The organism is Bacillus sp. Au-Bac7 (assembly GCF_021341655.1).
GTDB lineage: Bacteria > Bacillota > Bacilli > Bacillales > Cytobacillaceae > Niallia.
The window spans coordinates 990,102-1,002,624 of record NZ_JAJTTG010000001.1 but is presented as its reverse complement, the minus strand read 5'-3'; the positions used below and the strand labels follow the sequence as shown (position 1 = coordinate 1,002,624).

Genomic DNA, 12,523 nt, shown 5'->3' with positions numbered 1-12,523 from the left:
AAGCAAATAACAAAGGTAATTTAAACCAACAACTGTTGGTGGTGTGGGGATTAGCGTTGTTTATATCATGTTTTAAGAGGTTAAAAATGCACTGTATGAGGTCTGACTAATAGTGAATGCTAACATTTTCACAAATTCAGCTTATTTTTGCTCCAATAGTTCACCGAAGAAATAAATCTCATCTGTTATTTTGCTTTTCATCTCGTAATCTTCACATTTTTTACACTCATTCACTAGAAAATATATATGTCTAATGAATAAAAGCATTTCATCATCTTTAATCATCATTCTAACTCCTTGTAGACAGATAGTACCAAAAATAACGACATAACCTATAAAATATTGTTTTTTATTTCCATTAAGTGGGTATTTATAATTATAACAAAATAAACTACTAGGAGTAAAGAATTATGGGTCTCATTGAAAAGCTGCAGAAGAAAATAGTAGAAACAGATTGGACAGAGCTAGTTGCAGAAGGGAAAGTGGAAGATGAGAAAAGAGAGGAAAACAGCAAAGAAAAAAGTGGAGAAGCTCCCTAATACTTAAAGCTTTACATAATAGTGCGAGCTAAGGTATATTCGCGAAATAAAAAACACCATTTTGGTGTTTTTTATTTCGAATTATTAAGGTAATATTAATAAGTAAAAATGTCAAACGTATCTACATAAAAATCGTATGAAGCTTATAAAAAAAATAGATGAAAGAAATCATTCCAGCTGTCTAAGAGAACTTAAAACTATCTAAGTTCGATAGACTTCCCTCCATTAAAATATGGTAAAATGGATAAATATAACATTTGTCCTGGGGAAGGAGTTCGTTTTTTTGAGAAAAAGATTGACGCTATGTATCGTATTTAGCTGTACATTATTATTATTATATGGAAACAGCGTAAAGGATATTAATAGTAATAGTAATAGTAATAGTAATGTCGAACGGCGAGAACTGGATACTGTAAATGTTTCTGACACTGAATTATTGTCTGTTGCTGAAATAAAAGATATTAGCGAGAAATCGTATAAGCTGGCAGAATTGGCCAAAGACTATGCAGAACAGAATCAGCACCTTACTATGGAACCCTTTAAACAGGCATTGCAGCCTTACTTTACGGAAGCTTTCATAAGTAAGCTTAATACAGTAGAATTTACTGTCCCTACAGGTGGTAATTTCCCAGCAGATTTTGATTATCAGCAGCATTTCATCGTGAAAGATCATTCAAAAAATAAGATTATCGTGGAGACGGCACAAACGTCATACAATAATATGCTCCTAATCTATACAATAGAGGCAGAAAAAGAGCAAGGTCAATGGAAGATTAACAATCTTGACTATATGGAACATACAGATGGCAATGAATACTGCAAAAATCACAGAGAAAGAAGCAGGTAAATTAGTTGGCGGTTATTTGCTGGGAGACGAATATATAATTGAATCAATCAAGCGGGGAAAAGAGAATGTTTTTTACATTAATGCATTTGTAGAAGTAAGTTCTACACAAATGATTGGGGTTTCACTGAAAATGGATAGACTTACTGGAAAGATAACAAGCTTGATGGCAGTAAATACATAACACGCTATGCTGTTTAAAACGCTTAACATGAATACATATTAATAACTGTAGAAACAAGGTAGATAGATTTGATTAGTTATATGGAGGGGAATATGACTGATTTAGATACAGAGTATAAGCTCTTGCAAATGGAGATTAAAAAGCTTTCCATTCAGATGGAGAACATGCCTGTAATGGCAAAAGGATATAAAGAGCTGTTGCGGAAAGAAGTAAATTTGACAAAAAAAATGCAAGAGCTCATTAATAGGATGGTTGCGGAGTAATGTTGAAGGTGGCACTTTCCTTGATTAGTTGCTGAATTAACCATAATATTAATAAGGAAGAAATAATACAAAGGAAGTGCAAGCAGATTTGGAATACGTACATAAACTAGATTTAAAGATCGATTATGCAGATACCGACATGATGGGTGTCGTGTATCATGCGAATTACTTAAAGTTTTTTGAGCGCGGCAGAACAGCGCTGATAGAGGATATTGGCTATAGCTATGTAGCGATGGAGGATGCTGGGTACTTCGCTCCTGTCTATGATGTACAGGCTACGTATAAGAAGCCGTTAAGATACGGAGAAAAAGCGTATGTGAAAACATGGATAGACTTAAATGATGGCATTAAAACGGTTTATGGATATCAGATTGTAAATGAGCAAGGAGATCTTTGTGTAGAGGGTACGACTACCCATATCATTGTCAGTAAAGATAGCTTCCGCCCTAAATCATTTAAAAAGACCTTTCCGGAATGGTTCCAAAAGTATGAGGAGCTAAAAAAGAAATAACCGTTTTTTAAGGAGACTAATACTATGGCGTTTGGCATCAACCGAAAGGAATTGGCAGACTGGAAAAGAAAAATAGATGAAGGCCAGATTGCTTTTTTGACTCATTATTGGCTTGATGACCGCTTTCCAGGCTGCAAGACAGTCACGAAGGTTGGCTGTTCGGATTTGAAAAGGCTCGAGCAATGGGGAGCGAAGTATGGATTAAAAAAAGAGTGGATACATAAAAGGAAAGATGGCTACTCTCATTTTGATCTTCTTGGCGATACCCAAAAAAATATTTTGGAGAAGGAAGGAATCGATATTCTTCTCAAGTAAAAAGCAGGCTAATTAAGCCTGCTTTTCTGTGTAATGATATTCCGGTTCCTGTGCAGCTTCATTGAAGTTTGCGTATAAATCATTGTTATCAAAATACCAAAGATCTTTTTCTTCAATATAATAACGGATGCCGTCTTTTTCTGTGCTAACTGCTGAGTTCACAGGCTTTTCGTTAGAAATTCCTAGTGAAAATCCCTGTTGGACAGTGCTGCATCCTCCGTATCGGGCGAAAAATCGTACATAATCTCCTTCGTTTAGAAGCATTTCATCTTTATACCATTCTGCTGCTTTATCGCTAACTACTATTTTCATTTCAAGCACCTCTTTTTTGAGATTAGATTAACCCTCACTTTTATTATAAAGGATAAACATATACTATGCACATAATTAAACTGTCTGTAAGTTTATTTAGGCTGCACATTTTTCAGCATATGTGTCATGATCTCCTTATAGCTTTCCTCACTGTCAGGCATTCCAAGACTACCAGCTTCTTCTAGAGGAACCATTTTATAGTCTTTATCATTTTTACTGTAGACATATGTTGGGTAAAAGGATGGAACCTCTATTTTTTTCGTCACTTTACCGCCCAGTTCAGTTTTTGTCACTTTGACAGTGGCCATTCCACCAATATCTCGATAATCATCTGCTTGTCCTGACAGGAAATTGCCGAGAGAATAGACGACTAAGGACTTTTCTCCGTTTTTGTCATACATCCATTCCATTGGCTGCAGAACATGTGGATGTCCTCCGAAAATAATGTCGACACCTTCATTAACGAGATATTGGGCGAGAGTTTTTTGTTCCACATTTGGCTTCCGTTCATATTCTGTGCCCCAATGTATGCCCATTACCACAAAATCAGCTTGTTTTTTTGCCTGCGCTATCTCTTTTTGCATTTTTTCCTTATCAATAAGATTGACGATATAGTCGTCCTTTTTGGGAACAGTAATACCATTCAAACCATATGTGTAAGAAAGATAAGCAATTTTTATGCCGTCATGCTCCATTATGCGGAGCTTTTGTTGGTCTTCTTTATTTTCAAATGTACCAACATAAGGAAGCTTGATTTTTTTTAAGTACGCAAGAGACTGCTTTTGGGCATCAACACCTCTGTCTAAAGAATGATTATTAGCAGTTGTCACAATGTCGACACCTGCATCAATTAGCGCATCTGCGACTTCATGTGGACTATTGAAAGCAGGATAGCTGGATAAACCAATTTTCTCGCCTGCCACAATGGTTTCCTGATTAGCCAGAAGGATGTCCGGCTTTTGTAAGATTGGCTTCACTTCTTCAAGCATAGGCCTAAAGTCAAAACCGTCTTTTACTTTTGCTTCATTATATACCCTATCGTGGATTAGAATATCCCCGACAGCACCTAAAGTGACTTCTTTGCCAATGCTTTTTGTGCTGAGTTGTGTTTTTTTTGAGGGCTGATTGCTGCTTGTATTGCTGTTTTGCTTGATTAATGTTGCTTCATCAAGCTTAAAAATAAAAAAGGCTGTGATCGAAATACCGATAAAAGCAAGCAATAGATAGAGCTGGATTTTTTTCATTATTCATTCCTGCCTTTAATTGCGTTTTCCTAAAAAAGATAAGTTCCTTTATAGGATAACAAAAAAGCACGGTCGATTCGACTAATTTCGCAAAATGGAAAAATAATGAAATTTCTGATAAAGGCTGACAGAATTGCTTAACAGATAGGCAGTTTTACAATAAATTCTGTTCCTGCGTCAAGTTCGGAGTGAACAGTGATTTGACCGTTAGCTTCATGAATAATTGATTGACATATGCTCAAACCTAGTCCTGTTCCAGTCCGTTTTGTTGTGAAATAAGGTGTAAATAGCATGTCTAAAGCTTCTGGCGGAATACCAGGTCCATTATCCTTAATGGAAATAATGCCAAATTGTCTTTCTGTGTAGGCACTAATAGTAATCCTGCCATTTGCTCTGCTTGCTTCAATGGCATTTTTTAAAATGTTTGCAAGCACCTGTGCCAGCTGCTGTTTTGGTATTTGTACATTAAAGTTGCCCGCAAAAAATGTTTCAAGCTGAAGGTTTTTAGATTGAATGGCTTGCTCAAAAAGAAGGGTAGTTTTCGTAATCGCTTCCTTCATATTAGTTGTTTCCTGCCTGTTAGCTTGTGGATTGTTGTGCACCATTTCATAGAGCAGACCATTTGCTCTGTCGAGTTCTTCTATGGCGATTTCTGTATATAGAGATCTTTTTAATGCAGGTAAATCTGGATTGGCAAGAAGCTGAAGAAGGCCGCGGACTGCGGTTATTGGATTTTTGATTTCATGAGCATAGCCAGCCGCTGTTTTGTGAGGATTGTTTAGAAGTTTGTGGTTATCTGACATAAAGTTCAACCGTCCTTTTCGCATTAGTTAGTAAACTTTATGACGAAATTAAGCTATATATGTCAAAAAACCAAAAAAACCATCGCAAGGATGGTTTTAATTATTTACAGCCAAGTAATTTTCGGCTCTGTCTTATTTATGATTCGTTTAATATTTGCTCGATGTCTATATACAACAAATATAGTTAGAATAGCAAGGATGGCAATCAGAAGCTTGTCATCCCAAAGGATAATTGAATAAACCAACCCGGCAGCTCCTGCAATCATGGATGACAGAGAAACATACTTTGATAAGTATAGTGCCAGGAAAAAGACAGCAATAATTATAATAAATAACAGCGGTTCATGCCCTAGCAGAATACCGGCAGATGTTGCGACTGCTTTACCGCCTTTAAAGCCTGCAAATATTGGATACATATGGCCGATTACCGCAACTACTCCGAAAATTAAGGGACTTACACTGACATCTATATCTGTGAACAGACCAAGCAAAACAGGCAGGCATGTTGCCAGCGTTCCTTTTAAAATATCAGAAAATGTCACGACAAAGCCCGCTTTTTTGCCAAGCACCCGAAACGAATTCGTTCCGCCTAAGTTTCCGCTTCCGTGTTCTCTTATATCTATTTTATAAAAAGCCTTACCAATAATTAACCCGGAAGGAATGGATCCTATCAGGTAGGCTAAAATAATTAAAATGGCAATGATCAATGCTAACTCTCCTTCGTTCTATGTATATGGATATTGTACCACGTATTTATAAATTCTCACTCTTTTTTCGAAAAAATCTTCTAGTCATTAAGTTTATCGCTTCCTGCATAAAGGGAAAAAGATTATTATTATTTTTTTGTAAACTTGGGGGAAATGAAATGAGAATAACAAAAAAGTTAGCAGCAAATATACTTGTCGTATATTTCGCCGTCTACATAAGCGTAATAGTATATCATACACTTAAACCATTGCCTCAAGGGCTGTCATATGAAGGTGAGATACATTTAGTAGAGGATAAAGATATTGAGTTTGTGGAGGATACAACCTATAAGGATAAGAAGGGCAACCAACATTTGAATCAGGAAATAATTGCCCGAATGCTTGATGAGGTAGATAAAGCAGAGCAATTTATTGTGATAGACATGTTTTTATTTAACAGCGATACGAACGATGATCAAACATATCCAAAAATTACAGAAAAGTTCTTGGACAAGCTTGTGAAGAAGAAACAAAAGAATCCTGATTTAAAGCTTATCTTTATAACAGATCCTGTAAATACCACGTATCATTCCTACCCGTCTCCTGAGCTCGAAAAACTTAAATCTATCGGCGCGCAAGTGGTGGAAACGAATATGGAAAGCCTGCGTGATTCGAACCCACTGTATTCTGCTTTCTGGAGGATGTCGATGAAATGGTTCGGACACGGTAAGGATGGTCATCTTCCTAATCTTTTAGCTGATAGCGGACCAGATGTGACATTGAGGTCTTATTTAGATTTGCTGAATGTTAAGGCAAATCATCGCAAGGTGTTAATTACGGAAAAATCAGCCATCGTTTCATCAGGTAATATTCATGATGCGAGCGGATATCATTCTAATATTGCCTATACAGTTAAAGGAAATATTATTAACGATTTGTTAGAAACGGAGGATAGTGTTTATCAATTAATGGATAAGACTACTTTTCCTGTCGCCAAAAAAACAGAGGAAAAAGGCGATATTAAACTACAGCTTTTGACAGAAGGAAAAATAGCCAAACATGTTATACAAGAGATTCACAATACAGCTGCCGGTGATACTATTTGGATTGGTATGCTTTATCTTGCCGACAGACCAGTAATGGAAGAGCTGATAGCTGCATCAGCAAGGGATGTTAATATCCGGCTGATTCTTGACCCTAATCAAAACTCCTTCGGAAATAAGAAGGCAGGCCTTCCCAATGTTCCAACTTCTGCTGAGTTGATGAAAAAAGGCAATGGTCATATTGCGATAAGATGGTATAACACTGGGATGGAGCAGTACCATTCTAAGCTGATGCTTATAGAAAGAGATAAGGAAAATGTCATAATAGCAGGATCTGCCAACTATACGAGAAGAAATCTTCATGATTTAAATTTAGAAACAAATATAAAAATAGCAGCTGCTCCAGACAAAGATATAATGAAAGAAACAAAAAGTTATTTTGATAAACTTTGGTCTAATAAAGACGGAGAATATACAAAAAATTACAGCACAGAAGCGGAACTTCCTGCATTTCGTTATTTGCTGTACCGCCTGCAGCGCCTGCTTTGGTTTACAACTTATTGAAAGGTTCTTCGGTCGGGCAGTTTCATATACAAGTAACAAAGAGTCCTTTATAATAAAAAGGAGAGAGTCAGACAGTATATAACAAGAACTTTTAGTGCGGGAGATGAAAAAAGGTGACTGCGAATTTTTCACAGATGAAGGAACTTGGCGAAAGACTGGAAGCAATGGAAAGGTTGGCAGTTAAGTTTTCAGAAAGAGCAAGGGAAGTGGATGAAAATGGAACTTTCCCATATGAAAATATTAGCGAACTTCAAAAGAGCGGTTATACATATTTAACAGTGCCAAGTGAATATGGCGGCAAGGAGATATCTGTTTATGAAATGGTACGGCTGCAGGAGGCAATTGCCATCGGTGATGGCTCAACAGCCTTATCCATTGGCTGGCATATGGGCGTTATCCGCAATATGTACGAAAATAACTGGGAGCCGTCGCTTCTTGAAGAAATGTATACAGCAATTAAGGGTGGAGCACTTATTAATAGTGCTGCTACCGAGCCACAGACTGGGAGTCCAACTAGGGGAGGGAAACCTCAAACGACAGCAGAGCAAAACGGAGATACTTGGGTAATTAATGGACGCAAATCCTTTACATCCATGTCACCGATGCTTGATTACTTCATTGTCAGTGCATCTATTAAGGATTCAGACGAGGTAGCCAACTTTTTAATTGCAAAGGATAACCCAGGCTTAAAAATTGAAGAAACTTGGGACAGCATCGCTTTAAGAGGAACAGGCAGTCATGATGTGTACTTCGAAAATGCAATCATAGAGAAGCGTTTTTTAGTGGAGAAACTAGGGGGAGCAAGAAAGATTAATCCATGGCTGCTTCATATCCCTGCTTGTTATTTAGGGATTGCTGGGGCAGCTCAAAAAGAAGCGGTCAGATTTGCAAAAAGCCACTCGCCCAACAGCATAACAGGAACAATCAGCGACCTTCCGAATGTGCGCACGAAAATCGGCGAAATGGAGTTGAAAATGCAGACTGCCAAGCATTTCCTTTATTCCGTCAGCAAAAAATGGGATGCTGCACCAAAGGAGGAGCAACAAGCTTTAGTTCCTGAAATGAGCGCTGCCAAGCATTTTGTAACAAACACAGCGATTGAAGTAGTCGACTTGGCTATGCGTATTGCAGGAGCACGAAGTCTGTCAGCAAGCAGCTCGCTGCAACGATATTACCGCGATGTGCGGGCAGGACTTCATAATCCTCCGATGGATGATATGACAATTTCTCAGCTAGCAGAGAAATCATTAAGAGAGATTTAACATAAAAAAAGACCCAAGATTTTCTTGGGTTTATTTGTATTAGACTTAGGCTGCATGGTTCTCTGGCCGTTTTTTTCTGCGTAGAAGAGACATTCTCTGTTTCAGAAACAACTCCCATCTTGCTGGTCCATGTAAATAGCGCTTTACACTAAAAATAATGGTTTCCTCCAATAAAAAGAAAAAAAGCAATCCCCAAAGCAAATATTTAATGATAAGCCCTCCCTTGTTGGCTACATAAATCACCTAAGCTTAGTAAATATGTTATTTATTTAATTATCTGTAATATATATCCATTGTATCATGAAATGGTAAATTTATGTTTAAAAGAACCTAAACCTAAATTTACCATTTCAATTATTTTAGGAACGATTTATGCTAAATTAGATAAAATATAAAAAACTGATGCAAAACTATTGAAAACAGACAAAAAATGACGCATAATCTATTCTTGTAACTTTCAAAGAAGTACCAAAAAATTTTTTTGTTAAAGGGAGATGGAAGATGAAAATAAGAGTTTCTGCCGTGCAGTATATGCTGAAAAACATTAAGTCATTTGAAGATTTTGCAAAGCAATGTGAACACTATGTCCGAACGGCACAAGAATTTGGCGCTGAGTTTGTTTTGTTTCCTGAATTTTTTACAACACAATTATTGTCAATGGGCGATGGTCAAAATCCGTTAACCATTAATGAGTTGCCTGGGTTTACAGAACAGTACCAAAATCTGTTCCGCACATTTGCTGTACAAACTGGCATGCATATTATCGGTGGAACTCATGTTATCCGCAGGGATGACAAATTATTTAACGTCGCCCATTTATTTTATCCAGATGGAAAAATAGAGGAGCAGGCTAAGCTTCATATTACTCCAACAGAAATTGATGAGTGGAATATGGAAAAAGGCGACAGCTTCCGTATTTTTGAAACAGATAAAGGGAAAATTGCAATTTTGACATGCTATGATATAGAATTTCCGGAAATTGTCCGGATGGCAAAAGCAAAAGGTGCTGATGTTATCTTTTGTCCTTCTTGTACAGATGACCGTCACGGTTTTCATCGTGTTCGTTACACTTGCCATGCAAGAGCAATTGAAAACCAAGTGTATGTAGTCGTAACAGGAACGGTCGGCTCCTTAACTAATGTTGACTTCATGCGTGCGAATTTTGGCCAGGCGGCTGTCATTACTCCAAATGATATCCCATTTCCTCCAAAAGGGATCATGGCAGAAGGCGAGCTTAATGATGATATGATCATCACAGCAGATCTTGATCTATCTCTATTATACGAGGTGCGTGCTAAAGGTTCTGTGACAACTTGGAGAGACAGACGTACTGATATGTATACAGATTGGGAAACAATAGAGGGCTGATATGTATTACAGCAGCAGCTTTTATATATATGAAGGAAATAAATTAAAAAAATGCAAGGTCCGTAATTATCAGGAAGCAGATTTTGCTGAATTGATCAAAATTCAGGAAGAATGCTTCCCACCTCCGTTTCCGTCAGAGCTTTGGTGGACGAAGGCGCAATTGGCGAGTCATATAGCTATTTTTTCTGATGGAGCCATTTGTGTGGAAGTTGACGGAATATTAGCTGGTTCCATTACCTCTTTATGTGTGGATTATGACGAAAAGCATCCGCATCATTCTTGGAGTGAACTGACAGATGACGGAAATATTACTACACATAATCCAAATGGGAATGCTATTTATATTGTGGATATAAGTATCAGGCCAGCTTTTCGCTCTCTAGGATTAGGGAAAATTATGATGCAAAGCATGTACCAGATAGTTATTGAAAAAAATCTCGATCGACTTCTTGGCGGCGGCAGAATGCCAGGTTATCGAAAATGGGCAGATCAGCTTACTCCTGAAGCTTATATAAAGGATGTTATTGCAGGTGAAAAGAAGGACCCTGTCATTTCCTTTTTGCTGAGATGTGAAAGGACTCCTGTAGCTGTATTGCAGGACTATTTGGAAGATGAGGATTCTTTAAACTATGCTCTGCTGATGGAATGGAGAAATCCGTTTAAACATAATTAGCTAAACCTCTGTTAAGTATACAGAGGTTTTTTTTTGGCATGATAACAAAGGGAAAATACACTTGTATTTCGCAAAGCAAAATACTTTATTCCCAGGACATATTATGAGAAAATAGCAGCGTACATATTAGGAGGGATTAGGGATGAATTTACAGTCAACGGTAAAGTTAAATAATGGTGTGGAAATGCCTAGATTCGGTTTAGGTGTTTTTAAAGTGGAAGAAGGTCAAGAGGTTATCGATTCTGTAAAATCAGCCATTAAAGCAGGTTACATAAGCATTGATACAGCGGCTGTATATAAGAACGAAGAAGGTGTTGGCCAAGGCATTAAAGAGTCTGGCGCCAACAGAGAAGATTTGTTTATTACGACAAAAGTATGGAATGCAGACCAAGGCTATGAGTCTACATTAGCAGCATTTGAAACGAGTATTCAAAAGCTTGGCCTTGATTATATTGATTTATATCTTGTGCACTGGCCAGTAAAGGGCAAGTACAAGGAAACGTGGAAAGCACTTGAGAAATTATATAAAGATGGAAAAGTGAAAGCAATCGGTGTCAGCAACTTCCATCAACATCATTTAGAGGATCTGTTGGAAGAGGCAGAAATCGTGCCAATGGTGAACCAAATTGAGCTTCATCCATTGTTAAGCCAAGTAGAGCTACGTGATTTCTGTAAGGAAAAAGGCATTGTTGTAGAAGCATGGTCTCCGCTTGCACAAGGAAAGCTGCTTGATAATCCTGTTCTTGTTGAAATTGCTGGGAAATACAATAAGTCTACCGCGCAAATTATCTTAAGATGGGATCTGCAAAATGATATTGTGACAATACCGAAATCCATTAAAGAACACAGAATCATTGAAAATGCTGACATTTTTGATTTTGAATTAACGAATGAGGACATCGACAAGATCAATGCCCTTAACAAGAATGAACGAGTAGGTCCAGATCCTGATAACTTCAACTTTTAATTTTTAGAACAGGGAGTATTGCTCCCTGTTTTTTGCTGTTTGAAAGGATAAATGCATCATTTTACTAAAATTAGGCGAATGCATTTAGCTCTTTTAGTTGTACTTGCTATAATAAATAGTATACTTTTTAAAATTTAACCGCATCAGCAGCAGTGATGGACAGAAAGCAGGGGTAATAAATGAAAATCATCTGTTTTGGGGACAGTCTGACTAGAGGCGTGACCTTTGTAAAAGGAAGACCGCGCATACTCAAGGATAATTATCCTTCCATCCTCAACAGTCTCTTACAGGCAAATGGTCATACTGCAGAGGAGCTGCTTGTTCTTAATAAAGGGGTCTTTAATGACGACTCCACTTCTCTGATGAACCGTCTCGATAAAGATGTTCTTTATGAAAAACCGGACATTTGTATAATTGGAGTAGGCGGAAATGATTGCAACTTTAAATGGGAAGAGGTTGCTGAGTTTCCTGAACTCGAACATATACCAATTGTACCACTTCACGATTACACGGAAAATGTAAAAACAATTGTCCTTAAAGTGAAAGAATACAATATCATACCTGTAATCTTGACATTGCCGCCATTGGAACCAGTTAAATACTATAAGTTTCTTGCAAGCAAATATGGAAACTCCATTGGCCATTGGATAAGCCTGTGCGGCGGAATTGAACATTGGCATGGACTGTATAACAATCAGCTTCAGAAACTGGCGAAGAAACTTGACGTTTTTACAATTGATGTCCGGACTAATTTAGAAAAGGCAGGGGATGTTTCTGATTTTATGAGTGACGACGGTATCCATTTGAACGCAGATGGCTATAAGGAGATGGCAGCCACTGTGTTCTTAGAGTTGAATAAGCTAATAAACGGTGAGTAGGCAGAGATAAATAAATGTATGAATTTTAATGTTGGCAACTACCATACTTTTGTTATACTAGAAAGAG

General features: G+C 37.5%; 17 protein-coding genes. 12 read left to right on the top strand and 5 right to left on the bottom strand.

Going from position 1 to position 12,523, the window contains the following annotated elements; genetic code table 11:
* Positions 1-141 precede the first annotated feature (141 nt).
* On the bottom strand, positions 142-288 hold the full coding sequence (locus LXM54_RS05105; protein WP_233314004.1) for a hypothetical protein: 147 nt from the start codon (positions 286-288) through the stop codon (positions 142-144).
* 122 nt (positions 289-410) lie between these two features.
* Here LXM54_RS05105 and LXM54_RS27895 point away from each other — a divergent pair, with 122 nt between their 5' ends.
* The 6 genes from LXM54_RS27895 (at position 411) to LXM54_RS05080 (ending at position 2,656) form a co-directional block, all read left to right on the top strand.
* Entirely contained in the window at positions 411-539 is a 129-nt protein-coding gene (locus LXM54_RS27895; RefSeq protein WP_267913291.1) for a hypothetical protein, read from the top strand.
* Between the two features lie 283 nt (positions 540-822).
* Positions 823-1,386 carry a hypothetical protein gene (locus LXM54_RS05100; protein ID WP_233314003.1) on the top strand — a complete coding sequence of 188 codons (564 nt, stop codon included), beginning with the start codon at positions 823-825 and terminating at the stop codon, positions 1,384-1,386.
* On the top strand, positions 1,343-1,567 hold the full coding sequence (locus LXM54_RS05095) for a hypothetical protein (protein ID WP_233314002.1): 225 nt from the start codon (positions 1,343-1,345) through the stop codon (positions 1,565-1,567). Before LXM54_RS05100 ends, LXM54_RS05095 begins: the two co-directional genes overlap by 44 nt.
* A gap of 92 nt (positions 1,568-1,659) precedes the next feature.
* The gene (locus LXM54_RS05090) at positions 1,660-1,830 is read left to right on the top strand and encodes a hypothetical protein (protein WP_233314001.1); all 171 of its coding nucleotides are present in this window, start codon (positions 1,660-1,662) and stop codon (positions 1,828-1,830) included.
* 88 nt (positions 1,831-1,918) lie between these two features.
* Complete coding sequence (locus LXM54_RS05085; RefSeq protein WP_267913290.1) at positions 1,919-2,341, top strand: acyl-CoA thioesterase; 423 nt, start codon at positions 1,919-1,921, stop codon at positions 2,339-2,341.
* A gap of 24 nt (positions 2,342-2,365) precedes the next feature.
* A complete protein-coding gene (locus LXM54_RS05080) occupies positions 2,366-2,656 on the top strand; it encodes a hypothetical protein (RefSeq protein WP_233314000.1) in 291 nt (96 codons plus the stop codon).
* 12 nt (positions 2,657-2,668) lie between these two features.
* Here LXM54_RS05080 and LXM54_RS05075 read toward each other — a convergent pair whose 3' ends face one another.
* The 4 genes from LXM54_RS05075 to plsY form a co-directional block, all read right to left on the bottom strand.
* Positions 2,669-2,968, bottom strand: coding sequence for a HesB/YadR/YfhF family protein (locus tag LXM54_RS05075; RefSeq protein ID WP_233313999.1), 300 nt, complete (start codon positions 2,966-2,968; stop codon positions 2,669-2,671).
* A gap of 92 nt (positions 2,969-3,060) precedes the next feature.
* Complete coding sequence (locus LXM54_RS05070) at positions 3,061-4,212, bottom strand: CapA family protein (RefSeq protein WP_233313998.1); 1,152 nt, start codon at positions 4,210-4,212, stop codon at positions 3,061-3,063.
* 137 nt (positions 4,213-4,349) lie between these two features.
* Complete coding sequence (locus LXM54_RS05065) at positions 4,350-5,015, bottom strand: two-component system sensor histidine kinase NtrB (RefSeq protein ID WP_233313997.1); 666 nt, start codon at positions 5,013-5,015, stop codon at positions 4,350-4,352.
* A 104-nt stretch (positions 5,016-5,119) separates the two neighbouring features.
* The gene (plsY, locus tag LXM54_RS05060) at positions 5,120-5,722 is read right to left on the bottom strand and encodes a glycerol-3-phosphate 1-O-acyltransferase PlsY (RefSeq protein ID WP_233313996.1); all 603 of its coding nucleotides are present in this window, start codon (positions 5,720-5,722) and stop codon (positions 5,120-5,122) included.
* Between the two features lie 158 nt (positions 5,723-5,880).
* On the opposite strand from plsY, the gene LXM54_RS05055 reads away from it, so the two are divergent.
* The 6 genes from LXM54_RS05055 (at position 5,881) to LXM54_RS05030 (ending at position 12,456) form a co-directional block, all read left to right on the top strand.
* Entirely contained in the window at positions 5,881-7,308 is a 1,428-nt protein-coding gene (locus tag LXM54_RS05055; protein ID WP_233313995.1) for a phospholipase D-like domain-containing protein, read from the top strand.
* A 134-nt stretch (positions 7,309-7,442) separates the two neighbouring features.
* Positions 7,443-8,570: an acyl-CoA dehydrogenase family protein gene (locus LXM54_RS05050; protein ID WP_233314757.1), complete on the top strand. Its 1,128-nt coding sequence runs from the start codon at positions 7,443-7,445 to the stop codon at positions 8,568-8,570.
* Positions 8,571-9,071: 501 nt separating this feature from the next.
* On the top strand, positions 9,072-9,938 hold the full coding sequence (locus tag LXM54_RS05045) for a carbon-nitrogen hydrolase family protein (RefSeq protein WP_233313994.1): 867 nt from the start codon (positions 9,072-9,074) through the stop codon (positions 9,936-9,938).
* Between the two features lies 1 nt (position 9,939).
* The gene (locus LXM54_RS05040; protein ID WP_233313993.1) at positions 9,940-10,611 is read left to right on the top strand and encodes a GNAT family N-acetyltransferase; all 672 of its coding nucleotides are present in this window, start codon (positions 9,940-9,942) and stop codon (positions 10,609-10,611) included.
* A gap of 142 nt (positions 10,612-10,753) precedes the next feature.
* Entirely contained in the window at positions 10,754-11,578 is an 825-nt protein-coding gene (locus tag LXM54_RS05035; protein WP_233313992.1) for an aldo/keto reductase, read from the top strand.
* Positions 11,579-11,757: 179 nt separating this feature from the next.
* Complete coding sequence (locus LXM54_RS05030; RefSeq protein WP_233313991.1) at positions 11,758-12,456, top strand: SGNH/GDSL hydrolase family protein; 699 nt, start codon at positions 11,758-11,760, stop codon at positions 12,454-12,456.
* The last annotated feature ends 67 nt before the right edge of the window (positions 12,457-12,523 follow it).